Here is a 25,241-nt window from a genome sequence, read left to right on the forward strand (position 1 = left end):
AGCTTATGACAGCGACTCCTGGTACTTGTCGGAGTCCATCAGGGCGTCGATCTCGGACGGATCGGAAAGCTTGACCTTGACCAGCCAGCCTTCGCCGTAGGAGTCGTCATTGATCTGCTCAGGGGAGTCCTTGAGCGCCTCGTTGACCTCGACGATCTCGCCGCTGACCGGCGCGATGACGTCCGACACGGCCTTAACGGACTCGACCTCGGCGTACGGGGAGTCCTTGGTGATCGTCGCGCCGACCTCCGGCGGATCGAAGAACACGACCTCGCCGAGCTGGTCCTGGGCGTACCAGGTGATGCCCAGCGTGGCGGTGTCGCCGTCGACGCGCGCCCAGTCGTGCTCGGCGTGGTACTTGAGGTCGTCGGGGTAGCTGGCCTCGGCCACGGGTCAGTTCTCCTTCTTGTACAGGGGCTTTTCGCGAACCTCGGCGGAGCGCGTCCTGCCGCGGACGTCGATCTCGAAGGCGGTTCCGGGCTCGGCCTTGTCCACGGGGACATAGGCCATGCCGATGCCGATGTTCAGGCTGGGGCTCAGGGTGCCGGACGTGACCTCGCCGCCGCCGATGATGCCGTTGCCCTGGCGGGCGATGCCGGGGCCGGTGATCACGAACGGGACGAGCTTCTCGGAGGGACCGTTGGCGCGGGCGACCTTGATCGCCTCGGCGCCGATGAAGCCGGTGTCCTCCTTCACGCACCAGCCCAGACCCGCCTCGATCGGCCCGCGGGTCTCCATCAGGTCGTTGCCGTAGAGGTGGAAGCAGACCTCCAGGCGCAGCGTGTCGCGCGCGCCGAGGCCGGCGGGCTTGGCGCCCGCGGCGACCACCGCGTCCCAGACCTTGGGCGCGTCGCCCGGGGCGACCAGGAGCTCGACCCCGTCCTCGCCGGTGTAACCCGTCCCGCACACGAGGACGTCCTTCGCGCCCGCGACGGTCAGCGTCGCCGTCTTGAAGCGCTTGGGCAGCTCGCCCTCGGTGAGGCCCGCGACGATCGTTCTGGCCTCAGGCCCCTGGACGGCGAGCATCGCGTAGTCGTGCAGGCGGTCGATGAGCGTCACGTCGAAGCCCTCGGAGTGGTTCTGGAACCACGCGAGGTCCTTCTCGTGGTTGGCCGCGTTGGTGACCGTCAGGTACCGATACGGCGAGAGGCGGTAGGTGAACAGGTCGTCCAGGACGCCCCCGTCCTCCTTGGTCAGCACGCTGTACTGCGCGCCGCCGTCGGTGAGCTTGGAGACGTCGTTGGAGAGGATCCGCTGCAGGAACCGCTCCGCGTCCGGCCCGGTGGTCTCGATCTCGCCCATGTGCGAGACGTCGAAGATCCCCGCGTGGCCGCGGACGTTGAGGTGCTCCTCCTTGATGCCCGCGTACTGCACCGGCATCTCCCAGCCGGCGAACGGGACGAGCTTCGCCCCCGCGGCGACATGCTGGTCGTATAGCGGGGTCCGCTTGAGCGTCTCTGTACCTACGGCCATGGGGCCGGGACCCTAGCGCGAGTGGTCCGGTGTGCGTAATGCAACTATTCTGCGCCGCCAGTGTTGGCCGGATTGATGCGCAAGGACGCCGCGTTGCTGGTGGCGACGATCGTCGGACTGCTGGCCTTGCCGGCGGCCTCTGCGCGGGCAGGAACGTACGACGTCGTGGCGTGCAACACGGTCGGCGGCGACGGCGGCGGCATCAATCGTGCATGGACCGTTGAGCCGTACAACCGGGCAGGGAAGTCAACGCCGCCGGCATCGGCGTTCTCGATACCGCCGCTGGAGCGTTGCTCGACGCCGGCCGGCCTGACGATGGGCTCCGCCGCGGTCGCGCCGACCAATGTCCGCGTCGACGACGGCGCGGCGTTCGTCTTCCATGCGCCTGCCGACGCGACGGTCAAGGACGTCACCTTCTGGCGCTTCACGCAGTCGCGCGCGACGAGCGCCGCCGTCGGCGCCCCGTACTGGGTATCGGTCGCGCGGGCGGGAACGTCTGCAGGCGGTGCCGTGGTGCTCGGCGGCACCTCGGGACCCGACTATTGCTCGGGCGCAACCTTGATCTATCCGGCCTATTGCGGCCGAGGGGTCAACGGCTTCGGAACGGGCAGTGTCAGCTCGACCTACACCGCCGTCGGGCAGCCCGTCGTCTCCCTCGGCATCGAGTGTGCGGCGGCCGCGACCACCGCGACCTGCCCGACCGCGAACGCTGACGGCCCGCACGCCGGCGTGCAGTTTCAGGGTGCCAAGGTCACGGTCGAGGACACAGTCGCACCCGAGCTGGCCCTCTCGAGCCCGCTCGACGGCTGGCGACGTCCCACCGATGCGTTCACCGCCACGGGCACAGACGCCAGCGGCATTCGCCTCACCCGCATGATCCTCGATGGCGCGGAGCGGGTGTCCCAAGCCGCTGAGTGCGACTACCACCTCCCCGCCCCGTGCCCGACGCAGTCCGCTCTGGCGTACGACCTCACGGGCGTCATCGATGGTCGCCATGCGCTCACGACGATCGTGCAGGACACTGCCGGGAACGTCACCCGCGCGGACCGCACCGTCGATGTCGATGGGACGCCTCCGGTGATCGCCGAGGCTCCGGTGAGCGGGCGGACGATCACGGCGCTGCTCTCGGATGCGTCGTCCGGCGTCGCCGGCGGGACGATCGAGATCCGCGGCAAGCGCGACGCGCCGTTCCTCGCGCTTCCGACGACGCTGCGCGGCGGCAAGCTGGTTGCCACGGTGCCGAAATCGGTGAAGGGCAGCTACGGCATCCGCGTGTCGGCGACGGACAACGCCGGCAACGCGATCGCGTCGCTCGTGACCTCGATGAGCCTGAGCACCCGCATCGGGAGCGGGCACGCGCGCAAGGTCCAGGACGCCCGCGCGACCGTCGGCTACGGCCGCGCGGTCACCGTCCTCGGCCGGCTCACGTCCACCGACGGCGCTCCGGTCGCGGGTCAGCCGATCGTGCTCAACGGCATTCAGCACCGCGCCGGCGCGACCTCGTCGCAGGTGGCGACCGCGACCACCGACGCCGACGGCCGCTTCTCGGTGACGCTCCCGGCCGGCCCGAGCCAGCGGCTGACCGTCGTCTATCCGGGTGCGGCGGGGATGCTCACCCGCACCCGCGAGGTCGCACTCCGCGTCCCGGCCAGCGCGACGATCCGCGCGTCGAAGGTCCGGCTCTCCGGCGCCGGCTCGGTCCGCTTCTCCGGTCGCCTGCGCATGCTCGGCACCTCGCTGCCGCCCGGCGGCAAGATCGTCGACCTCCAGGCTTCCCAGAACGGCCGCTGGACGACGGTCGACGCCGTCCGCGCCAGCGGTCGCGACGGCGCCTGGCACGCCGTCGCCCACTTCCGCGGCAACGCGGGCCGCTTCCCGATCCGCCTGCGCATCCGCCGCGAAGCGTTGTTCCCGTATGAGCTCGGGTACTCCGCCTCCGTGGTCATCACCGTCCGCTGAACCGCGGGCGAAGCGGGTACTTCGCTCGCACGTGCGCAGGACCTTGACCTTCATCTTCGTCGTCATGGCGCTCTTCGCGCTCGCGCCTGCGCGGGCGGAGGCGGGTACGTATGACGTGGTCGCCTGCAACGCGCCGGGGGCGAATGGGGTCAATCACTCGTGGACGCCGAACCTGGACTTCGCGGCCAACCTCGGGCCCCAGCCCGGTCTGGTCGCGTTCGACACCGACTGCGCCGATGGTCTCGTGGCGGTCACCGCAACCGGCCGGCAGCGGGCGAACTACCTGTCGGGAGGCTCGTTCAACTTCGTGGCGCCATCGGGGACGACGATCGTGGCGCTGCAGGCCAGTCGTTTTCTCCACGGCGAGGCGATGGCAGACGATCCCGCAACGCCGGAGCCTGACGGCGGTCGCTGGGATCTCTACCTCCAAGACGCGACCGGGTCGCTCGTGGGTGGCGTGTTCGGGAAGGAGCAGTGCAAGCCGTCACCCGGCTTTCCGTGCACGATCGGAGTTCCTTCCGGAGCGGAGACCGGCGTCATCCAGGTCGCGACGAGCTCGCTCAAATGGGGCGTGCTCTGCGGCGGAGACACGCTGCAGTTCTGCTACACGAGCAATGGGTCATCGCCGCAGGCACAATTCGTCCTCTACGGCGCGACGGTCAAGCTTCAGGACGACTCAGCGCCCGTCGCATCGCTCGGAGGAGATCTCGTGACGTCGGACGGTTGGCGACGGCCGACGGACTCGCTGGTTTGGTCGGCCTCCGACAACGCGGGCATCCGGTCGGGACAACTCCTGGTCGACGGGGCGCCGGCGTCCAGGGCCGACTCGGCCTGCGACGCGACACGGCCGGTGCCTTGCCCCAACGTCGCGACCACGCCGATCGGTCTCGGCCCAGTCGGCGATGGGCGGCACGAGCTCAAACTCGTCGTCGATGACTCCGCCGGGAATGCGACGACGGTGACGAAGTCGATCCAACTCGATGGCACCGCCCCGACCGTCACGCTGACGCGCGCGAGCGGGAAGACGATCACGCTGGCGGTCTCGGACGCCGCGTCCGGCGTCGCCTCCGGAACGGTCTCGGTGCGCAACTCGGTCGGTGAGCCGTTCCGCGCGCTTCCGACGACGCTGGCGAACGGCCGGTTGACCGCGAAGCTCGATCGAGGGAGCGCGGCGCGGGTCGGCATCCGGGTCAGCGTGAGTGACAATGCGGGCAATGTCACCGACGGCGAGCTGAGCGAGATGTCACTCCGCGTCGGTGGACAGGCGCTGCGGGGCGGTGCGGCGTCGATCGCGTATGGCCGGACGGCGACGTTCCGCGGCCAGATCACGACCCGAGACGGGCAGCCCCTGGGCGGGCAGGCGATCGCGGTCAACCAGACGCTCCGGACGTCCGGTGCCGTGCCGACCGTCGCCGGCACGGTCGCGACCGACGCGAAGGGCCGCTTCTCCTATCGCGCCCCCGCCGGGCCGAGCCGGCAACTGCAGTTCGCCTTCGCCGGGAGCCCTGGTCTCGCGCCGCTCGCCCGCACGGCACAGCTGCGCGTGCGCGCGTCCAGCACGATCCATGCGTCGCGGCGGACGCTCGACGGCGGCGGCCGCGTGCGCTTCTCCGGCCGTCTCGGTCTGCGTGGCGCGACGGTGCCGCGGTCGGGCAAGCTCGTCGACCTGCAGGCGTTCGACGGCGGGCGCTGGCGCACGTTCGCCACCGCACGCGCCCGCGGGTCGAAGGGCGCATGGGCGTCGACGTACCGGTTCGCCGGCCGGACCGGTCGCTACCCGATCCGCCTGCGCATCCGCCGCGAGGACGTCTTCCCGTATGACCTCGGTTACTCGAGGTCCGTCGTCGTGCGCGTCAGGTGAGCGGGACTCGCCGGGTCTTCGAGGTGTGTCTCGGCGTCGCGACGCTGCTGCCGATCCCGATCTTCCTCACCTTCGTCGTCTTACTCATCGCCTCACCGCCGGCCGACGGTGAGTTCCCGGTCGCGGCGCTCATCCTGATGCTCCTGTGGACGATGGTGAACTTTGTGCCGGCGATCATCCTCGCCGTCGACGCCAACCAGGACCGTTCACTCAGTGACACCCAGCGCACGACCTGGACCATCCTGCTGGTCGTCTTCGGTGGATTCGTCACACCGGTCTATTACTGGACGCGACGCTGGCCGCGTGTGACTCACAGCTAGGAGAGCACGAAGGGCACGGCGTGCGGTGAGGCCGTGGCGGTGAAGGCGGCGACGACCCTCGGGTCGAACCGCGTACCCGCCCCGCGCTGCAGTTCCGCGAGCGCCTCGGTGGGTGTGCGGTCGGCGCTCATCGCTTCCAGCGCGTCAGCGACGGCGACGATGCGTGCGCCGAGGGGGATCTCCTCGCCCGCGCGGCCGTTCGGGAAGCCGCTCCCGTCCCAGCGCTCGTGGACGGCGCCGATCAGGTGCGCGGCGGGGGCGAGGGCGGGGGTCGCGGCGACCATGCGCTCGCTGGCGAGGGCGATGTCGTCGGGGCTCGAGCCCGACGGGAGCATCAGCCGGCCGGCCTCGTGCAGCTCCGCGGCGAGGCGGACGGTCTCGCGCTCGTCCTGGCCGAGGCCGAGGTGCTGCGCGGCGGAGTCGACGAGGGCGGCGACGGCGCGGGCGTGGCGGGTGGTCTCGGGGTCGCGGGCGGCGAGGACGCTCAGGAGCGCCTCCTTGACCTGGCGCGACGGCGAGGCGCGGCCCGCGTGCTTCTGGGCGTACATGCGCTGGTCGGCGATCCGCAGCGCCTCGGCCGCGTCGGTCGCCTCGCCCGGCACGGCGATCGAGCCGTAGGAGCAGCCGATCCAGAAGCCGTCGCCGTGCTCGCTCAGCGCGAGGGCGGCGCCGTCGAGCAGCTCGACCCGGTCCTGGCCGGCGTGGAGCGTGAACAGCGCGCAGAACTCGTCGCCGCCCATCCGGAAGACGGTGCCGCGGGTGCCGAGGTACTTGCGCAGGTTCGCGCCGAGGCGGGTGAGGAGGATGTCGCCCGCGGGATGGCCGAAGGTGTCGTTGTAGTGCTTGAAGCCGTCGAGGTCGAACATGGCGAGGACGAGCGGGGAGTCGTCGCGGGCCTCGGCGAAGGCCTCGTCCAGCGCGACCGTCAGAGCGCGGCGGTTGCCGAGACCGGTCAGCGCGTCCGTCATCGCCTCGTCGCGGGACGCGCGCAGGATCCGGACGTTCTGGCGGAACGTCATCGTCAGCCGGATCATCACGAAGACGAGCGCGGCGGCGGCGAGGCCGACGGCGAGCGGGTTGAGCGAGACGAGCGAGCCGTAGACGAGCAGCTCGAGCGCGATCGCGCCGGAGGCGAGCGGCGCCGCGATCAGGCGCAGCGAGTCACCCGCGCAGCGGACGCGGCGCAGCGGCACCGGCTGCCAGGCGGCGACGGCGATCATCACCAGCCCGCCCCACCAGCCCGCGTCGAACCAGCCGCCCGCCTCGTAGACGCCCTCCGCGGTGCGCACGAGGTACATCGAGTCGGCGAACCAGAAGAGCAGGATGCCGCCGGTCAGCAGCGCCCAGGTGCGATCGACGCGCCAGCCCGTGCTCGCGAGGGCGCCCACGGCGACGGCGGCGAGGATCAGATCCGTGACCGGATAGGCCAGCGAGGTGACGACCGAGGCGACGTCGCCGGAGGCGTGGTCGAGGACCGTCTGGAAGACGATCGCGGCGCTCAGGGCGGCGACGGCCAGCGCGGTCGCGATGCCGTCGACGAGCAGCGCCGGAGTGAACTTCGCGCGTCCGCGGACGAGGAAGATCATGCCCGCGAAGGTCGCGACCGGGAAGACGAGGTAGCCGATGTCGGCGGGCGAGGGGATCGGCGGCGCGCTCTCATCCCAGAGCACGGCCGTGTAGTAGATCTCGCCGAACGTCCAGCCGAGGACTCCGAGGCCGATCAGCAGCCACGCGGTGCGCTCGACGCGGACGGTGGCGGCGCGCAGCAGGCAGGCGCCGGCGGCGATCAGGAGCACGACGTCGTGGGCGAAGCGGGAGCTCAGCGGGCCGAGCGAGATCCCGTCGAAGCCGACCACGCGGACCTCGTGGACACCCAGCCAGACCGCGCACGCCACGAGGGCGAAGAACAGAGACCTGCGCGGCTGGACACTCACACCTCCAGGTATCGGCGTATTGGACGCCGATCCTTTAGCGGTGCGTCAGCGAAGGAACGGCGGGATGTCGAGATCGTCGTCGCGGATGACGAGCGAATCGCGCTGGCGATCGTCGATCCGCGGGCCGCGGTCGCGCGGCGGGCGGGCCCGTTCCTCGCGGGCGGCGCGCACGCCGCCGTGGTCGAAGCCGGTGGCGATCACCGTGACGCGGATGTCGTCGCCCATCGCCTCGTCGATCACGGCGCCGAAGATGATGTTGGAGTTCGCGTCGGCGGCGGAGTGGATCAGCTCGGCGGCCTCGTTGACCTCGAACAGGCCGAGGTCGCGACCACCGGTGATGTTGAGCAGGATGCCGGTGGCGCCCTCGACGGACTCCTCCAGCAGCGGACTCGAGATCGCCTGCTTGGCGGCCTCACTCGCCCGCGACTCGCCGTTGGCGGTGCCGATGCCCATCAGCGCGGACCCGGCGTTGGCCATGATCGTGCGGACGTCGGCGAAGTCGAGGTTGATCAGGCCCGGGATCGTGATCAGGTCCGTGATGCCCTGGACGCCCTGGCGCAGGACGTTGTCGGCCTCGCGGAACGCGTCGAGGATGCTCGTGCGGCGCTCGACCATCGCGAGCAGCTTCTCGTTCGGGATCACGATCAGCGTGTCGACCATCTCGCGCAGGCGGTCGATGCCCTCCTGCGCCTGGCGGCCGCGCTGGGAGCCCTCGAAGGAGAACGGGCGCGTGACCACACCCACGGTGAGCGCACCGATCTCGTTCTTGGCGATCTCGGCGATCACCGGCGCGGCGCCCGTACCGGTGCCGCCCCCCTCCCCTGCCGTGACGAACACCATGTCCGCGCCCTTGAGCGCCTCCTTGATGTCGTCGCGTGACTCGGCCGCCGCGCCTTGGCCGATCTGCGGGTTGGCGCCCGCGCCGAGCCCCTTGGTGAGGTTCGCGCCGATGTGCAGCTTGAGGTCCGCATCCGTCATCTGGAGCGCCTGCGCGTCCGTGTTGGCGGCAATGAACTCCACGCCGGACAGGCCGGCGTCGATCATCCGGTTTACGGCATTGGTTCCACCGCCGCCGACGCCGACGACCTTGATGACTGCGAGATAACCGCTGGCTTCCATGAGAGATTCCGTCCGTGCCTCTAGTTAGGGTCGAGCGTTTTAGCACGCTCACTGACCGGGCGGATTACCGCAAGGTACGGGGATTTCGTTCCCAATGTCAACGAGAACGAACCGCCGCAAAGATCGTTGCAGAATGCCAAAGTCTCTACCCTTGGTTGAGAGTTGGGCTATTCTGAGCCTCAGGTTGAGGGTTCGGGTTATCGGCCTCCGGGTCGATCGGCGCGAGCCCTCCTGCGGCCACCCGCCCCGGAATCCGGAGGTCCAAATAGGTGGCGCCTGCAGCGGAGCTCTCGGCGAGGACGCGTGCGGCGGCAATCCACTTCGCGCGCGCGTCAGAGGCTGAACCGAACACCAGTTCGGGGCCATTCTTAAGCGTCACGACGATGCCCTTCCCGTTGACGACGAGCGCATTCGAGCGTCGAAGGAGGACATCGGGTGCGGCGCCCGCGATCTTGAGCGCGCCAAGCGCGCGGTGGTCGGTGAGCTTCGGCCCGACCGCGCCGGCGTCGAGCGTGAGGCTCGGCAGGTCGCGCTCGGCGGTCACGCCACGCAGGACGATGCCGTCGCCCGTGACCGGGATCCGCTCCTCCCCCTTGGTCGCCAGAGCGGCCACGGGCTGACGCTCGATCACCTGGATCGAGAGCTTGTGCGGGAAGTCGGAGCGGACCTTCAGCGACTCGACCGAGGTCAGGTTCGCGGTCGCTTCCTTCAGCGCCTGCGGCTGCACGTGGAGCGTGGTCATATCGAGCCCCGCGCTCGTGAGCGCGGCCTTGACCTGCTCGCCGTCGGACGCGGTCACGCCCGTGATCTGCACGTCGCGGACCGCGACGAGGCTGGAATCGCGCAGCCACATCCACCCGCCGCTCGCGAACGCGAGCACGAGGATGAGGCCGACGGCGAGGCGCAACAGGCGCCGGCCGCGGCGGGTGACGGTCATGGCGACCATTGGCGCAGAGCTTCGACCCCGTTCCGCCGGTCCCTTCTATATAAGCGCCCGCCCGATGGAGTCGACGTCGCCGGCGCCCATCGTCAGCAGCACGTCACCGCTGCACAACTCGTTGCGCAGGAAGGTCTCGGCCGCGGCGTGGGTGCGCATCCAGGCGACGCGTTTTCCGTTGCCGGCGTCGGCGGTGGCCTCGGCCACGAGCAGGCCGGTCACGCCCGGGAAGTCCTCCGCGCGTTCGCGGGCGGGATACACATCGAGGATCACGGCGAGGTCGGCTCGCGCGAGTGCCCGGCCGAAGGCGGTCGCCTCGCGCTGCGTGCGCGAGAAGAGGTGCGGCTGGAAGCACGCGATCACGCGGCGGGGCTGCAGGGTGCGGGCGGCCGCGATCGTGGCGCGGACCTCGGTCGGGTGGTGCGCGTAGTCGTCGACCACCAGCGCCCCGGTGGGTGTGGTGCCGAGCCGCTCGAACCGGCGGCCGGCTCCCTCGAAGGAGGCGAGATTCTGCGCTGCTGCGGCCACGTCTCCGCCCGCGAGCTTGATCGCGGTCAGCGCGGCCGCGGCGTTGGCGGCGTTGTGGGCGCCGGGGATCTGCAGGGTGACGACGTGACCGTCGAAGTCGAAGGACGAGCCCGCGGCGCTGAGCGTGGGCTCGGCGGCGAACGTCGTCGGGTCCTCGGCGAGGCGGGTGAGGTTCTCGGGCACGACCCGCTGGGTCGCCTTGGCGAGGAACTGCGCGAAGGTGTCGTCGACGTCTCGCTGGGAGGCGTAGGTCGTGTGGTGGTCCAGCTCAGCGTTCGTCACGACCGCGATCGTGGGGCTGAGCTTGAGCAGGCTGCGATCGGACTCGTCGGCCTCGACGATCAGCCACGCGTCGTCCCCCCAACCGGCGTTTGAGCCGGTGCTGCGCACCTCCCCGCCGACGAGGTAGCTCTTGGCCTCGAGGGCGTGGACGACCATGCTCGACGTCGTGGTCTTGCCGTGGGTGCCGGAGATCGCGATCGTGGGCTTGAGCCTTGTGAGCTCACCGAGGAGGTCGGCGCGATGCATCTCGGGTGGGCGGCGCTCCGCGTTGGTCGGCGGGATCGCGCTCGAGTACACGACCTCGGCACCCTCGGGCACGTTGGCGGCGTCGTGGCCGATCGTCGGCTCGATCCCGGCCGCTTTCAGCGGGCCGCCGTAGGGCGAGCCGGCCGCGCGATCGGAGCCGGTGACGCTCGCGCCGAGCGCGTGCGCGACTACGGCGAGCCCGCTCATACCGGCGCCGCCGATCCCCACAAAGTGCAGTCTTCGTCCTGACCAGGGTTGGTCCATTCCTGTCAATCTAGGGCCCCTGGCCGACGAGTCCCCGATCGATCGTGTCGCGCGCGAGGCGTTCGGCTACCCGGAGCTGCGGCCCGGGCAGCGGGAGGCGATCGAGTCCGCGCTGGCCGGCCGCGACACGCTCGTGGTCATGTCGACCGGCTCGGGCAAGTCCGCGATCTACCAGATCGCCGGGCTGCTGACGCCCGGCGCGACCGTGGTCGTCTCGCCGCTGATCGCTCTCCAGCGCGACCAGGTGGAGACCTTGCGCGGGCTGTGCGCCGGCGGCGCGGCGCAGCTGAACTCGACGATCCCGGCGGGTGAGCGCGCGCATGCGCTGCACGAACTGGCGGAGGGAACGCTCGAGTTCCTGTTCCTCGCGCCCGAGCAGCTCGCACGGCCGCAGGTGCTCGACGAGCTCGCGGTGGCCGACATCTCGTTGTTCGTCGTCGATGAGGCGCACACGATCTCCGAGTGGGGACACGACTTCCGGCCGGAATACCTGCGCCTCGGGCCGGCGATCGACGCGCTCGGTCGCCCGCCGGTGCTCGCTTTGACCGCGACGGCCGCCCCGCCGGTGCGCGAGGAGATCGTCGAGCGGCTCGGTCTGCGCTCCCCGAACATCCTGATCCGCGGGTTCGACCGGCCCAACCTGCACTTCGCGGTCGAGCGCTTCAACGGCGAGCAGGGCGCTGACCGGAAGCTGCGCGCCTTGGAGGAGCGGGTCGCGGCGTCCGGCGGGCCCGGGATCGTCTACGTCTCCACGCGGCGCGAGGCTGAATCGCTCGCCGCGGCGGTCCCGAACGCCGCCGCCTATCACGCGGGGATGCGGCCGCACGAGCGCGATGACGTGCAGGAGCGCTTCATGGACGGGGACCTGGAGGTCGTCGTGGCGACGACCGCGTTCGGCATGGGGATCGACAAGCACGACGTCCGCTGGGTCTTTCACGCCGAGGTGGCCGAGTCGCTCGATGCCTACTACCAGGAGATCGGGCGCGCCGGTCGCGACGGGGCGCGCGCGGACATCGTCCTCTACTACCGGTCCGAGGACGTCGGGCTGCGGCGGTTCTTCGCGGGTGGGCACGTCGAGGTCGACGAGCTGGCACAGGTACTCGAGGCGGTGCGAAGCGCGGGGCATCCGGTCGGCGCCGACGTGCTGCAGCACTCCCTGTCGCTCTCGCAGACGAAGGTCGCCTCCGCGCTGGCGCGGCTGGAGGACGCGGGGGCGCTGCACGTGCGGACCGACGGCGAGGTCGAGGGCCTGGACTCCGCCCCGGCCGACGCGCTGATGCGCGCTGCCGAGGCCGAGGAGATGCGCCGCTCGTTCGACCGCTCGCGCGTGGACATGATGCGCGCCTACGCCGAATCGGGCGACTGCCGGCGAGCGTTCCTGCTGTCCTACTTCGGCGAGCCGTTCGAGCCGCCCTGCGGGTTTTGCGACAACTGCGAGGCGGGGCGGGTGCACAAGCCGCCGGCGGACCTCCCGTTCGCGGTCGGCGCCCGCGTGGTGCACGGACAGTGGGGCTCGGGTGTCGTGCAGCGCTACGACGACGACTCGATGGTCGTGCTGTTCGACGAAGCGGGCTACAAGACGCTCGCGCTCGCGGTGGTTCGCGAGCGCTCGATCCTCACGGCGTATCAGGCTGGCTGACCGCCCGCGAGCGTCGAGTTTCTCGAGCGGTACTCGAGAAACTCGACGGTCGCTCAGCCCGTGAAGTGCGGCGCGACCTTCGCGGTCGTGCAGCGCGAGAAGCGCAGCTTCAGGGTCTTCTTGGTCCCGTCGGCGAAGGTGACCTTGGCCGTCAGCGTGTGGGTGCCTGCCTTGAGGTGACCGACCGTGACCTTGGTCACGGCGAGCGTGCTGTTGACGGCGGTGACCGTGCGGAGCTTCTTGCTATCGAGCGTGAAGGCGACCGAGCGGATGTGCGTGCCCGAGACCTTGACCGTCTTCGTGGTCTTGACGCAGCCGGCGAGGCCGGTGATGCGGGCGCTCGGCTTGACCTGCGTGTCGGTGGCGGCAAGGACCTCGCCGCGGGGCTCGTCGGCGGGGCGCGGGTCGGGGGCGGAGACGGTGGGTGTGGGCTCGGGGTCGGGGGTCGAGGTCGGCGTGGGCGTGGGCGTCGGCGTGGGCGTCGGGCTCGGCGTGGGCGTCGGGGTCGGCGTCGGCGTCGGCGTCGGCGTCGGCGTCGGCGTCGGAGACGGCGTCGGCGTCGGAGACGGCGTCGGCGTCGGCGTGGGCGTCGGGCTCGGCGTCGGAGACGGCGTGGGCGTGGGCGTCGGAGACGGCGTGGGCGTGGGCGTCGGAGACGGCGTCGGCGTCGGCGTCGGAGACGGCGTCGGCGTCGGCGTCGGCTTGATCACCGTGACGCACTTGATCTCCCCCGCGAACGGCGCGCTGTGGATCTCACCGCCACCCGTGTGGCTGAAGCTCGCCGCGACGATCTGACCCTCGACGTTGCTGTGGGTGAGCAGTGACAGGGCGGCGCGCGGGGCGAGGATCGAACCCTCGACGGTGGCGCTGTCGGCGGACAGTGTCAGTGCAGTCGCGGTCGGGAAATCGATCAGGATCTGGTCAGCCTGTGCGATGCCGATGCCGGAGAAATTCGGTGCCTTCCAGGTGCCGGTCGTCCAGTCGGTGACGACGATCAGCAGCGTCGCGTTGGACGGCATCGAGCGGAAGGTGATCGTGCCGAGGCGGCGCAACTGGTCCGAAGTGAGTCGCCACACGTTCGTCCCACTCGTGGGTGTGATGTACGGGTTGACGGTCGCGGTCGTCCAGTCGAGGGTGCCACCGGTCGCGTTCTTGACGGTGAGGTCGTTGGCGTACGTCGCGTAGGTGTCGGCCTCGGCACGCAGTGAGGTGAACGCGGAGGTGAAGTTGATCGCGTTCGACGGGGCGCCGAACATGGTCGTGGTCGCCTGGCCCGTGTTGATCGCGATCGAGCCGCTGCCGGTCGTGGGAGTGATGGAGGCGGTGCTGCCGCTCTTGACGCCCTTCAACCCGGTCGAGTTGACCACGCGGGCGTATTGATTTCCGTTGACCGTGAGCTTGCCGCCATTGATGTGCGCGGTGCCGCCGATGTACAGCGCGGTCGGCGCCGAGGTGCCGGTCGCGGTGAACGTGCTCTTGGCGTTGTTGCCGACGCGGTAGTCACCACCCGCCGGGAGGACGAGGTCCCCGCCCGCCGCCATCGAGCCGTCGTTCTCGTTGGCGGTCACAGTGGCGTCGCCCGCCGTGAAGACGGTGAACCCGCGCGTGGTCGAGAGCGGGTCGGCGGCCGAAGCGGTCGCGGGCACTGCGAGGGCGAGCAGCAGCGACGCGGACGCGAGCACGCGCCTGCGCCGCCGAACAGCGGGACGAGCCAGCATGGAAACTCCTAAGAGCGAGGTTGGGGAGCGGCCGAAAGGGGGAGTCGGCCAGGGCCTACGGTAGACCCGTTTGACCTCGAACCTAAGCGAATCGGCGGTTCTGGCCGGATGTCCGATCAAGAACCAAAACGAGCCCGCCGGCGGGTGCCGGGCGGGCTCGATTTCGAAGCTGGGGGCCGCGTCGCCGCGGCATGAGCGCTAGTTGCCGGCGTTGGCGGCGTCGAGCTGCTTCTTGGCGTCGTCGAGCTGCTTCTGGACGTCCGGCGGAAGGTTGGAGCCGTTGGCCGCGTCGATCGTGTCGTCGGCCAGGTTCGTCGCGTCGTTCTGGAGCTGCTTGGCGCCTTCCTCGGCGGTGATCTTGCCGGACTTCACGTCCGCGGAGATCTGCGCGGCCTTCTGCTGCAGCGCGACGCCGCGGTCCTGAAGCTGGTCGGCCTCTTTCTGCGAGATGCCTCCGCCCCCACAGGCGGCGATGCCGACGGACGCGGCGACGAGGAGGCCGACGAGAGAGGTACGGATGATCATGGTGAGGATCGAGACTTTCGGTTCGGAGAGGACGGTGGCTGCACGAAGGACTCTCCCAACCACCGCCCCGATCCACCGTCACTCGGAGGGATGAACTCTTTCCCCTGTAACCGCGGCAAGGATCTCGTGTGCGATGTCCTGCGCCGCGTTCGGCTTGGCCAACGACAGTGCGGCATGTGACATCGGCTCGCGCGCGGCCAGCACCGCGTCGGTCGTCTCGCGCAGGCGCTCCGGCGTCAGCTCGGAGTCGGGGACGATCCGCGCCGCTCCCGCGTCGGCCATCCACTTCGCGTTGGCGCTCTGGTGGTCGGCCGAGGCGTGCGGGTACGGGATCAGCACCGACGGCAGGCCGTACTGCGCGAGCTCGAAGACCGACCCGCCCGAGCGGCCGACCGCGACGTCCGCGGCGGCCAGCGCGATCCCGAACGGCGTCAGGTAGTCGAGCAGCACGTAGTGCGGCCCAGGGCTGGAGAGATCGGCGTAGTCGCGGGTGCCTGCGACATGCACGACGCGGTACGGCGCGTCCTTGAACGCGATCGGAGCCGCGCGATTGATCGAGCGGGCACCGAGCGACCCGCCGAACACGAGCACGCACGTCTCGTCCGGCGCGATGCCGAGCTGCGCGCGGGCGAGCGCCCGATCGGTCATCTTGGGTGGCACCGGCCGGCCCGTCACCCGGTAGCGGTCGCCCGTCCGCCCCTCCAGCGGGAACGCAAGACACACCCGGCGGGCGCGCGATGCCAGTGCACGGTTGGAGATCCCGAGGTGACTGTCGGCCTCGGCGAGCACGAGCGGCGTGCCGCTCGTCGCGGCGGCCAGGCCGACCGGGCCCGCCACGTATCCCCCACCCCCGAGCACGGCGTCGGCCTGCCGGCGCTTGAGGATCTTGCGCGCCTGACCGAACGCCGCGCCCGCCTTGCCGAGGGCGCGGGCGGCCTTGAGCGGGTTCGTGCGGCTCAGGCCCTCGACGTTGAGCGTGTCGAGCTCGTAGCCGGCCTTGGGGACCAGCTCCGCCTCAGCTCGCTCGCCGCCGACGAAGCTGACCTCGGCGCCCTCAGCTCGCAGCGCGTCGGCGACCGCTATGGCCGGTACCACGTGGCCCGCCGTGCCCCCGGCCGCGATGACGATCCTCGGTGGCGCGGTCACGCGACTCCCTCGAGCGTGGCTCCGGCACGACCCGCAACTGCGTCGAGCCGCCGGCGGCCACATTGAGCAGCAGGCCCATGGCGCCGAGCAGCACGATCAGTGAAGTCGAGCCGGAGGAGATGAACGGAAGCGGAACGCCGGTCAGCGGCGCGAGGCCGAGCACGGCATACACGTTGAGCGTGGCTTGACACAGGATCAGCGAGGTCAGGCCGCCGGCGAGCAACTTGGAGTAGATGCCCACGGCGTTGCGGGCGGTCCGCAGCCCGGCGTAGCCGATGATGCCGTACAGCGACAGCAGCGCCAGGATGCCCGCCAGGCCGAGCTCCTCGCCGATCACGGCGAGGATGAAGTCGGTGTGGGCCTCGGGGACGTAGAAGATCTTCTGGATCGACGCGCCCAGCCCGTGGCCGAACAGGCCGCCCGAGCCGATCGCGATCTGCCCCTGCACCGCCTGGAAGCCCGCACCCGCGGCGTGGTCCCAGGGGTTCAAGAAGCTCGTCAGCCGGGCGCGCCGGTAGGGCTCGAGGATCGCGAAGAGCATCACCAGCGTCGCGCCGACGCCGAACGCGAGGCCGAGCTGCCGCATCGGCAGGCCCGCCGCGATCATCATCGCGGCGACGGTCGCGCAGATCACGAGGTCGGTGCCGAGGTCCGGCTGCATCGCGATCAGCAGCACCGCCGCGGCCGACACGCCGATCACCGGCCCGGTGAGCGTTCTTATCGACCGGGCGATCTTCGGCCGGTTCGCGACCACCCCTGAGATGTGCAGGACAAGCGCGATCTTCATGATCTCGCTCGGCTGGAACTGGAGTGGCCCGAAGCCCAGCCAGCGATGCGCGCCATTGACGCGCACGCCGACGCCCGGGACCTTGACCAGCACGAGCATCACGAAGCTCGCGATCAGCAGCGCGCCCGTGTAGCGCCGGATCAGCTCCAGGTTCAGGCGCGAGACGAGATACATCCCGACCAGCCCGATCGCCCCGTACGTGACGTACTTGACCAGGTACGACGTGCCGTCCCCCTGGCCCTGGAGCAGGGTTCGCGCCGACGACGCCGAGTAGACCATGACCGCTCCGCCCGCCAGCAGGCAGAACGTGGCGGTGAGCAGCAGTCGATGCTCCAGCGGCTGCTGCTTTTGACGGCCCATCGAAGGGCCATTCGACGCGGCCCGCCCGACGCCTTCCGGGATTATGTGAGCTGGGCGACCAGGTCACGGAAATGCTCACCTCGCTCCTCGTACGAGCGGTATTGGTCATAGGACGCGCAGGCCGGGCTGAGCAGGACGACGTCCCCCGGTCCCGCGGCGGCGACGGCGTGCGCGAACGCCCGCTCGAGGTTCTGCGCGTCGTCGATGGGGACGCCCGTAGACGTCAGCGCGGCGTGCAGCCGCGGCGCGGTCTCGCCGATCAGATACACGCCCTCGCAGCGCGCCTTGACGGGCTCGGCGAGGGGCGCGAAGTCCGACCCTTTCTCGCTGCCGCCCGCGATCAGGTGGACACCGCGTTCGAACGACCGGATCGCCACCTCGGCCGACGCGACGTTCGTCGCCTTGGAGTCGTTGACGAAGGCCACGCCCCCGACCGTCGCGATCTCCTCCAACCGGTGGGCGACCCCCGTGAACGTCCGCAGCGCCTCGCGGACCGCGGCGGGATCGAGCCCGCGCGCCAGGCACACCCCAGCGGCGGCCATCGCGTTCTCGCGATTGTGCGGACCACGCAGCCGGATCTCGGCGGCGGCCAGCAAGCGTTCCCCGCGCCAGTAGAGCGTGCCGTCGCGATGTGCGAGATCGGGCCCGGCACCGTCCCCGAACGTGATGCGCGTGGCGGCGCCGCCCGCGTCGTCGAGCGCGAGGCCGGCCGGGACGACGGCGAGCGCGCCGGGAGGCTGGTGGGCGAAGACCGCGAGCTTGGCGGCGCGGTAGTTCTCGAAGGTCCCGTGGCGGTCGAGGTGGTCCTCGGCGAGGTTGAGCAGCACGGCGGCGTCGGGTGCGAACGCGAACGTGTCCTCGAGTTGGAACGACGACGCCTCGCACACGACCACGGCGTCAGGGTCGAGCGTTCCGGGAAGCGAGGTCAGCGCCGTGCCGACGTTCCCGGCGACGGTGACCGGCAGACCGGCCGTCCGGTGGATGTGGCCGATCAGCTCGACGGTCGTCGTCTTGCCGTTGGAACCGGTCAGGGCGATGAACTCGTTCTCGAGCAGGCGCCACCCGAGCTCCAGCTCCCCGATGACTTCGACCCCCTGGATGAGGGCCGTGGCCACGAGCGGTGCCTCGCGCGGCACGCCGGGGCTCTTGACGACGGTCGCGATGTCGTCCAGGAGGTCGGCACCCGCCTCGCCATCGCGCACCTCGGCGCCCATCGCGAGCAGCGCCGCGCGGACCTCGTCGCTCACGGTGCGGGCGTCGGTGGCGACCACGCGCTGCCCACGATCGGTCAGCGCGCGGGCGGCCGCCACCCCCGAACGGGCGAGGCCGAGCACGAGAAACGGCCCAGGCGGAAGCGGCGGACGCTCGATCACGGGCACCCATTCAAGCGATCGGCCCGGACCACCCGGTGCCGAGGACCCGCCGTGCGGCGCGAGGGAAGACTTAGCCGTGCTGTACACGACGAACCTTTCTCTCGCCGGGCGTTCCCTTCGCGGCGGCCGGAAAGGCCGCCGCGAGGAGCGTCGCGAGGGTCAGACGGCGCGGCCCGTCGACCCGGCGCCCGCGTGAACCCGGGCGCCGAGTCGGGAGCGACGCCGCGATGTCGGCGGCGGGTCTCACGCCGCCGCGGCCGTCGAGGTCGGCGCGGCGTCCGTGCCGGTGAAGGCGCGTCCGTCCTCGTCCACGCCGCCCACGGCCGCGCCGTCGTCGCCGGCCCCGTCGCCCACGGCAGCCGCAACCTGCGCGGCGAGCGCCGCCGGTGGGCGCAGGCGGGCGGCCTTGTTGGCGCGGCCGCCGTCGAACTCGAGGCCCTCGGCTTCGAGGCGGCGGCGGACTTCGGCCGGGTCTCCCAGGGCGGTGCCGCCGACCGTGCCGTCGGACTTCAGGACGCGGTGGGCGCCCTCCAGGCCTTCACGGATGAAGCGCTGGTTGAGCGTGCGGGCGTGGATGTCCGAACCGCCGGCGGCCGCGGCGACGTCGCCGTAGCTCATCCAGGCGCCGGGCGGGATGGCGGCGACGGTCTCGCGCACGAGGTCGAGGTCCATGAGAAGGCTCCTTTTCGGGAGGGGTCGTCATTCGACCTGGGACCCCATCACGAGAACGCCCGGACAACCCCGCAGTGCGCAGAGTTGGTGCAGAAAAGGTGCAGTTACGTGATGGACTGCTGGTAAAGCGTGAAGCCGATCGCGCTGCAGACCGCGGCGACGATCCAGAAGCGCAGGATGATCTTGGTCTCCGACCACGCCTCGAGCTCGAAGTGGTGGTGGATCGGCGCCATCTTGAAGACGCGCTTGCGGAAGGTCTGGAAGGAGAAGACCTGGATCAGCACGGACAGCGCCTCGATCACGAAGATGCCGCCGAGGATGATCAGCAGCACCTCGGTCTTGGTCATCACGGCCATGCCGGCGATCGCCCCGCCCAGGCCCAAAGACCCGGTGTCGCCCATGAAGATCGACGCCGGGAACGAGTTGAACCACAGGAACCCGACGCACGCGCCCACCAGGCAGCCGGCGACCAGCGACAGCCCCAGCTGCCCCGTCGTGAACGTGATCGCGATGTACGCGAGCAGCACGATCGCCGCACAGCCTGCCGCCAGCCCGTCCAGGCCGTCGGTCAGGTTCACCGCCGAGGTCGTCCCCGCCACCACCAGGTAGATGAAGACCGGGTACAGGAACCCGAGATCGATCGAGGCGTCGACGATCCGCAGATTGACCGTGTCCGGCAGACCCGCGCCCTTGGTCGCGACCAGCCAGAGCCCGATCGAGATCAGCACCGTGACGAAGAGCTTCGTCCGCCCGCGCAAGCCAAGCGAGCGCCGCTTGACGAGCTTCGTGTAGTCGTCGGCGAAGCCGAGCAGCGCGCACGCCACCGCCACGCCGAACACGCCCACGGCGCTCCAGCCCCAGTCGGTCAACAGCAGGAACGGCACCGCGATCGCCGTGAAGATGATGATCCCGCCCATCGTCGGCGTGCCGGCCTTCGCGTGGTGCCCTTCCGGGCCGTCTTCGCGGATGTTCTGGCCGAACTCGCGCGCCCGCAGGAACGAGATGAACTTGGGCGACAGAAAGACGCAGATCAGCAGCGAGGCCGTGCCCGCGATCAGGACCTCACCCACGAGCGAGCGCCTCCGCGACGGTCTCCAGGCCGATCCCGCGCGACGCCTTCACCAGCACGACGTCGCCCGGCGCAACCAGGCCGGCGACCACCGAGGCCGCAGATGTCGCATCCGCGGCGACGTACGACTCGCCGCCGAACGATGCCGGCATGACCGACGACAAAGGCCCCACGGCGACGAGCACGTCAACCCCGGATGACGCGGCGTACGCCCCGACCGCGCGGTGCTCTTCGGCCTCACCCGCGCCCAGCTCGAGCATGTCTCCGAGAACGGCGACACGCCGCCCCCCAGCGGGCGCCTGCGTGGCGAGATCGTCAAGTGCGGCGCGCATGGAGAGCGGGTTGGCGTTGTAGCAGTCGTTGATAATCACGACGCCCGAGGGCAGCGCGATGTGCTCGCCGCGGAGCGCCCCGAACTCCACGTCCACCGCGCCTGACGGCTCTACGCCGACCGCCTGCGCCGCCGCGACGGCCGCGAGCAGATTCACGAGTTGGTGACGAGCGGTGAACGGAACCGTCAACTCGACGCGCAACTCGCGGGCGAGGATCGACACCCGCGGCGGGTCGAAGTCCTCGAGCATCACGTCCGTGCCGAAGCGAACGACGTCCAGGTCATCGCGGAGATACGGCGAGAGCAGCGGCTCGTCGGCCGGGACGACCGCGACCGGCACGTGCGCCAGCAGCTCCGCCTTCGCCCGCGCGACGCCCTCCAACGATCCGACCAGCTCGAGATGCACCGGCCCCACGTTGGTGATCACCCCCACGTCGGGCTCCGCGATCCGCGCCAGTTCGTCGATCTGCCCGAACCCGCGCATGCCCATCTCCAGGACCAGCACCTCGGTGTCGGGCGGCGCGGCGAGCACGGCCAGCGGCAGCCCGATCTCCGTGTTGAAATTGGCCGGATTGGCGGCCACGCGCCGATGCGGGGCCACGAGCGCCGCGATCAGCTGCTTCGTCGAGGTCTTCCCGACCGAGCCGGTCACGCCGATCACGGCCGCGTCGAGCGCCCGGCGCCAGGCGGTGGCGAGGCGCTGCAGCGCCAGCAGCGGATCGTCGGCGACGAGCACGACCCCGCCCGCCAGCCCGGCGGCATGCGACGGCGTGACGACGACGCCCCACGCCCCCGCGGCCAGCGCGTCGGCGGCGAACCGGCCGCCGTCCACCCGCTCGCCCACGAGCCCGAAGAACAGGTCGCCCGAAGCGATCGCGCGCGTGTCGATCGCCGCCCGCGAGGGCCCGCTCTCGGCGAAGCCGGCCACCAGCGACGCACCACCCGCCGAAGCGACCTCAGCCGCGCTCCAGGAGATCATGTGACGTACTTCGCGATCGCGTCCCGGGCGACCTGCGAGTCGTCGAACGGTTCCTTGCGGCCGTTCTCGAACTCCTGGCCCTGCTCGTGCCCCTTGCCCGCGATCACGACCACGTCGCCGGGCGACGCCAGCGAGATCGCGCGGAAGATCGACGCCCGCCGGTCGGCGTCCCGCGAGACCGACGCGTGCGGCGACGATCCGATCCCCGCGCAGATCTCGTCGATGATCGACTCCGGCGGCTCCGAGCGGGGATTGTCGGACGTGATCAGCGCGACGTCGGCCAGCCGCGCGGCGATCTCGCCCATGATCGGCCGCTTGCCGCGGTCGCGGTCTCCGCCGGCGCCGACGACCACGATCAGCCGCCCGGACGCCATCTCGCGCGCCGCGAGCAGCACCTGCTCGAGCGCGTCGGGCTTGTGGGCGTAGTCGACGACCACCCCGAACGGCTGACCCGCATCCACCGGCTGGAAGCGGCCTGGGGCGGTCACCGCACCCGCCAACGAGGCGGCCAACCCGGCCGCCGGAGCCCCCAGAGCCCGCGCCGCCCCCCACGCGCCCAGCGCGTTCAATACGTTGAAGCGCCCCGGGAGCGGCACCCGCGCCGCGAACGACCCATCCGGAGACACCACCGTGAAGTCGCACCCCGTGGCGTCCGTGCGCACGTCGACCGCGCGGTACGTCGCCTCGCGATCGATCGCGAACGTGACGCACTCGAACTCGTCGATCAGCCGCCGCCCGTAGTCGGAGTCGGCGTTGACGATCCGCGTCCCGGTCAATTCCGAAGCGAACAGCCGCCGCTTGGCCTGGAAGTACTCCTCCATCGAGGGATGGAAGTCGAGATGGTCCTGCGTGAGGTTCGTGAACACCGCGGCCGCGACGTGCATTTCGGTCGCACGCTTGAGCTCCAGCGCGTGGGAGGAGATCTCCATCGCGCACGCGACGTCGCCGGCGTCAAGCATCTCGCGGAACGTGCGCTGCAGGTCGAACGCCTCCGGCGTCGTGCGGACGACCTCGCGGTCCTCCCCGCCGACGACCGACTTGACGGTGCCGAGCAGCCCGGTCTGCAGCCCGGCACCCTCCAGCAGCGCCCGCACCAGGAACGCGGTCGTGGTCTTGCCGTTGGTGCCCGTGATCCCCGCGACGCGCAGGGTCGCGGTCGGGTCGCCGTAGAAGCGCGCCGCGGCGACGGACATCGCGGCGCGCACGTCCTCGACGAGCACTTCCGGCACGCCCAGCCCGAGCGGCCGCTGGACCACCAGCGCCACCGCGCCGCGCGCGACCGCGTCGGCGGCGAAGTCATGCCCGTCGCGGGTGAACCCTGGCACGCAGAAGAACAGGGTGCCTGGAGCGACGAGCCGATTGTCGAAAGTCAGGCCCGTTACGACCACGTCGGGGCCGTCCCCGAGCAGCTCGCGGAGCGTCATGCGTCCGGCAGTCTACGAGCGCGTCCGGCGGCGAGAATGGTCGGCATGCCGATCGTCCCCGACCCGGAACGCCCGGAACGCCACACGCTCGTCGATCCCGACGGCATCCCGCTCGCCCGCTACGTGCACGTGTTGCGCGACGGCCGCGTGGTCGCGGACCTGTTCGAGCTCGAGGTGCCGGTGCAGCGGGCGCTGCCCTACGTGTTGGCGGAGCTGCGCGACACGCGGATCGCCGGATCGCCGGAGCTCGGACGCGCCCTGGTGGCCGCCGGCGCGCGCCCGCACCGCCACTCCCACGCCTACTCGCACGACCTCCGCGACCTCCCGCCGATCCCGTCCCGCTTCGAGCTCACCCCGGTCGACCGGCCCGCGACCGAGCTGTTGCCCGTCTATCTCGCGGCCTTCGCCCCCGGGCACCCGGATCGGATGGAGCCGCCGCACGCGCTGCGCCACCTCGAAGGCATCCTGGCCGGCGGGCTCGGTGAGCTGCTGCCGGGAAGCGGGCTGGCGGTGCAGGACGGACGCGTCGTCGGCGCGATCCTGATCGCGACGATCGCCGACGCGCCGGCGCCCTTCGGCGGTCCCTGGATCCTCGAGGTGTTCCGCGCTCCAGAGGCGCGCGGCGCCGGGCGGGCGCTGCTCGCGCGGGCGTTGCAGCGCACGAGAGGCTCACTCGGGCTCGCCGTCACCCACGGCAACCCGGCGGAGCGGGTCTACCTAGAGCTGGGCTTCCGGCGGGTCTTCACGGCGTATTCAGTCGATCTCTAGTCCACGAGCCACAATCGCCGCGCCGTCCACACCTGCCGGCAGCGTTCCGTAGACCCGCCCGCCGCCGCCGAAGCGGGCGGCGCAAAACGCGTCGGAGACGAATTCGGGGGCGAACCGCACCAGCAGCGACGCCTGGAAGGCCAGCGCGAGCTCCTCGACGGCGCGGCGCGCGCCCCAGGGGTCGATCGAGCGCGGGAGCGCGTCCAGATGGTCGTCGAGGACCGCGTTGCCGCCGCGGGCGAGCTCGCATTCGGCCAGGAAGGCCGAGAGCCCGTCGGGCTCACGCGAGAGCGCGCGCAGGACGTCGAGCGCGATGACGTTCCCCGAGCCCTCCCAGATGCCGTTCAGCGGCGCGTCGCGCAGCAGGCGCGGCATCGGCGACTCCTCGACGTAGCCGTTGCCGCCGAGGCACTCCAATGCCTCGGCCGCGTGCGGCGTCGCGCGCTTGCAGACCCAGTACTTGGCGATCGCGGTGGCGAACCGGCGTAGCGCGTGGTCGCCCTCGTCGTAGGCGCGGGCGAGCCGCAGCGCGGTCGCGGTCGCCGCCTCGCTCTCCAGCGCCAGATCGGCCAGCACGTTGATCATCGCCGGCTGGTCGACGAGGCGCGCGCCGAACGCCGAGCGGTGCCGCGCGTGCCAGATCGCCTCGGCCACGCCGCGCCGCATCGACGAGGCCGAGCCGATCACGCAATCCAGGCGGGTGTGCGTGACCATCTCGATGATCGTCGCCACGCCGCGGCCCTCCTCGCCCAGCAGGCGGGCTCCTGCGGCGTGGAACTCGACCTCCGACGACGGCAGCGACCGAGTGCCGAGCTTGTCCTTCAGGCGCTGGAACTCCATGCCCGCCCCGCGTTCGAGCGCGAAGCACGAAAGACCCGAGGCGGTCTGTGCCAGCACGAGGAACAAGTCGCACGGCGGATACGAGCAGAACCACTTGTGGCCGGTGAGCTCGTACCGGCCGTCGCCGACGGGCTCGGCGCGGGTGATGTTCGCGCGCACGTCGGACCCGCCCTGCTTCTCGGTCATCGCCATCCCGCACAGCGCGCCGCCGGCGAGCCGCGGCTCCCATTCGGCCGCGATCTCCGGGTCCACCCGCAGCGCGGGCACGGCGGAGTACGTCATCGAGATCGGGCACATGACGCCCGCGTTGGCGTGCGTCCAGACGAACTCCAGCGCGGCGCGCGCGACGTGCGCGCCCGGCCGCGGATCCGCCCACGGCGAGGAGGAGATGCCCCGCGCAATGGCGCCCTCGAGCAGCCAGTGCCAGGACGGATCGAGCTCGACCTCGTCCACCCGGTAGCCGAAGCGATCGTGGGTGATCAGGCGCGGCTCGTTGCGCTCCGCGCGCCGCGAGTGGGCCTGCGCCTCGGCCGAGGCCGCCACCGCCCCGGCCTCGCGCACCCGCTCGAGCGCCCACTCCGCGCCCTCGCGCACCAGCGCCTCCCGCAGCGCGGCGTCCCCCGCGAGCAGATCGACGTCCTCGAACGGAACCGACTGATTGGAGACTTCGACAGCCACCCATCCAGC

Annotated in this window: 21 protein-coding genes; 5 read left to right on the forward strand and 16 right to left on the reverse strand. The window is 71.0% G+C overall.

Annotation, left to right across the window (positions count from 1 at the left end; translation table 11 throughout):
* Nucleotides 1-3: 3 nt before the first annotated feature.
* Both gcvH and gcvT read right to left on the reverse strand, forming a co-directional pair.
* On the reverse strand, nucleotides 4-390 hold the full coding sequence (gene gcvH, locus OM076_RS31370; protein ID WP_270044083.1) for a glycine cleavage system protein GcvH: 387 nt from the start codon (nucleotides 388-390) through the stop codon (nucleotides 4-6).
* 3 nt (nucleotides 391-393) lie between these two features.
* Nucleotides 394-1,473 carry a glycine cleavage system aminomethyltransferase GcvT gene (gene gcvT, locus OM076_RS31375; protein WP_270044084.1) on the reverse strand — a complete coding sequence of 360 codons (1,080 nt, stop codon included), beginning with the start codon at nucleotides 1,471-1,473 and terminating at the stop codon, nucleotides 394-396.
* A 60-nt stretch (nucleotides 1,474-1,533) separates the two neighbouring features.
* Between gcvT and OM076_RS31380 the strand changes: the two genes are divergently transcribed.
* Genes OM076_RS31380 through OM076_RS31390 form a run of 3 tightly spaced genes read left to right on the forward strand, consistent with a single transcriptional unit; the run spans nucleotide 1,534 to nucleotide 5,613 of the window.
* Nucleotides 1,534-3,432 carry a carboxypeptidase-like regulatory domain-containing protein gene (locus OM076_RS31380; protein ID WP_270044085.1) on the forward strand — a complete coding sequence of 633 codons (1,899 nt, stop codon included), beginning with the start codon at nucleotides 1,534-1,536 and terminating at the stop codon, nucleotides 3,430-3,432.
* 31 nt (nucleotides 3,433-3,463) lie between these two features.
* Nucleotides 3,464-5,293, forward strand: coding sequence for a hypothetical protein (locus OM076_RS31385; RefSeq protein WP_270044086.1), 1,830 nt, complete (start codon nucleotides 3,464-3,466; stop codon nucleotides 5,291-5,293).
* Nucleotides 5,294-5,316: 23 nt separating this feature from the next.
* Entirely contained in the window at nucleotides 5,317-5,613 is a 297-nt protein-coding gene (locus OM076_RS31390) for a hypothetical protein (protein ID WP_270044087.1), read from the forward strand.
* Here the strand turns inward: OM076_RS31390 and OM076_RS46410 are convergent.
* The 4 genes from OM076_RS46410 to murC all read right to left on the reverse strand — a co-directional run bounded on the left by OM076_RS46410 (nucleotide 5,610) and on the right by murC (nucleotide 10,923).
* On the reverse strand, nucleotides 5,610-7,547 hold the full coding sequence (locus OM076_RS46410) for a diguanylate cyclase domain-containing protein (protein ID WP_270044088.1): 1,938 nt from the start codon (nucleotides 7,545-7,547) through the stop codon (nucleotides 5,610-5,612). The two genes, OM076_RS31390 and OM076_RS46410, sit on opposite strands and share 4 nt — an antisense overlap.
* 45 nt (nucleotides 7,548-7,592) lie before the next feature.
* On the reverse strand, nucleotides 7,593-8,666 hold the full coding sequence (ftsZ, locus tag OM076_RS31400; protein WP_270044089.1) for a cell division protein FtsZ: 1,074 nt from the start codon (nucleotides 8,664-8,666) through the stop codon (nucleotides 7,593-7,595).
* Nucleotides 8,667-8,811: 145 nt separating this feature from the next.
* Entirely contained in the window at nucleotides 8,812-9,603 is a 792-nt protein-coding gene (locus OM076_RS31405) for a cell division protein FtsQ/DivIB (RefSeq protein WP_270044090.1), read from the reverse strand.
* Nucleotides 9,604-9,648: 45 nt separating this feature from the next.
* Nucleotides 9,649-10,923 (reverse strand): UDP-N-acetylmuramate--L-alanine ligase, encoded by a 1,275-nt coding sequence (murC, locus tag OM076_RS31410; RefSeq protein WP_270044091.1) that lies wholly within the window; start codon nucleotides 10,921-10,923, stop codon nucleotides 9,649-9,651.
* 37 nt (nucleotides 10,924-10,960) lie between these two features.
* Between murC and OM076_RS31415 the strand changes: the two genes are divergently transcribed.
* Nucleotides 10,961-12,562 (forward strand): RecQ family ATP-dependent DNA helicase, encoded by a 1,602-nt coding sequence (locus OM076_RS31415; protein WP_372518102.1) that lies wholly within the window; start codon nucleotides 10,961-10,963, stop codon nucleotides 12,560-12,562.
* Nucleotides 12,563-12,615: 53 nt separating this feature from the next.
* On the opposite strand, the gene OM076_RS31420 is transcribed toward OM076_RS31415, so the two are convergent.
* From OM076_RS31420 to OM076_RS31460, 9 genes are all read right to left on the reverse strand, one after another.
* A complete protein-coding gene (locus tag OM076_RS31420; RefSeq protein WP_270044093.1) occupies nucleotides 12,616-14,280 on the reverse strand; it encodes a choice-of-anchor A family protein in 1,665 nt (554 codons plus the stop codon).
* A gap of 198 nt (nucleotides 14,281-14,478) precedes the next feature.
* Complete coding sequence (locus OM076_RS31425) at nucleotides 14,479-14,805, reverse strand: hypothetical protein (RefSeq protein ID WP_270044094.1); 327 nt, start codon at nucleotides 14,803-14,805, stop codon at nucleotides 14,479-14,481.
* Nucleotides 14,806-14,883: 78 nt separating this feature from the next.
* On the reverse strand, nucleotides 14,884-15,900 hold the full coding sequence (locus OM076_RS46415) for a UDP-N-acetylglucosamine--N-acetylmuramyl-(pentapeptide) pyrophosphoryl-undecaprenol N-acetylglucosamine transferase (RefSeq protein WP_270044095.1): 1,017 nt from the start codon (nucleotides 15,898-15,900) through the stop codon (nucleotides 14,884-14,886).
* Entirely contained in the window at nucleotides 15,860-17,098 is a 1,239-nt protein-coding gene (ftsW, locus tag OM076_RS31435; RefSeq protein WP_270044096.1) for a putative lipid II flippase FtsW, read from the reverse strand. The genes OM076_RS46415 and ftsW overlap by 41 nt, the downstream gene beginning before the upstream one ends.
* Before the next feature lie 41 nt (nucleotides 17,099-17,139).
* Complete coding sequence (murD, locus tag OM076_RS31440) at nucleotides 17,140-18,471, reverse strand: UDP-N-acetylmuramoyl-L-alanine--D-glutamate ligase (RefSeq protein ID WP_270044097.1); 1,332 nt, start codon at nucleotides 18,469-18,471, stop codon at nucleotides 17,140-17,142.
* A gap of 243 nt (nucleotides 18,472-18,714) precedes the next feature.
* Complete coding sequence (locus OM076_RS31445; RefSeq protein WP_270044098.1) at nucleotides 18,715-19,143, reverse strand: MGMT family protein; 429 nt, start codon at nucleotides 19,141-19,143, stop codon at nucleotides 18,715-18,717.
* Between the two features lie 104 nt (nucleotides 19,144-19,247).
* Nucleotides 19,248-20,213: a phospho-N-acetylmuramoyl-pentapeptide-transferase gene (gene mraY, locus OM076_RS31450; protein WP_270044099.1), complete on the reverse strand. Its 966-nt coding sequence runs from the start codon at nucleotides 20,211-20,213 to the stop codon at nucleotides 19,248-19,250.
* On the reverse strand, nucleotides 20,206-21,522 hold the full coding sequence (locus OM076_RS31455; RefSeq protein ID WP_270044100.1) for a UDP-N-acetylmuramoyl-tripeptide--D-alanyl-D-alanine ligase: 1,317 nt from the start codon (nucleotides 21,520-21,522) through the stop codon (nucleotides 20,206-20,208). The genes mraY and OM076_RS31455 overlap by 8 nt, the downstream gene beginning before the upstream one ends.
* Nucleotides 21,519-22,946 (reverse strand): UDP-N-acetylmuramoyl-L-alanyl-D-glutamate--2,6-diaminopimelate ligase, encoded by a 1,428-nt coding sequence (locus OM076_RS31460; protein WP_270044101.1) that lies wholly within the window; start codon nucleotides 22,944-22,946, stop codon nucleotides 21,519-21,521. Before OM076_RS31460 ends, OM076_RS31455 begins: the two co-directional genes overlap by 4 nt.
* Before the next feature lie 45 nt (nucleotides 22,947-22,991).
* Here OM076_RS31460 and OM076_RS31465 point away from each other — a divergent pair, with 45 nt between their 5' ends.
* Entirely contained in the window at nucleotides 22,992-23,714 is a 723-nt protein-coding gene (locus tag OM076_RS31465) for a GNAT family N-acetyltransferase (RefSeq protein WP_270044102.1), read from the forward strand.
* On the opposite strand, the gene OM076_RS31470 is transcribed toward OM076_RS31465, so the two are convergent.
* On the reverse strand, nucleotides 23,700-25,232 hold the full coding sequence (locus OM076_RS31470) for an acyl-CoA dehydrogenase family protein (protein ID WP_270044103.1): 1,533 nt from the start codon (nucleotides 25,230-25,232) through the stop codon (nucleotides 23,700-23,702). The genes OM076_RS31465 and OM076_RS31470 overlap by 15 nt on opposite strands.
* Between the last annotated feature and the right edge of the window lie 9 nt (nucleotides 25,233-25,241).

The sequence above is a fragment of the Solirubrobacter ginsenosidimutans genome (assembly GCF_027587205.1).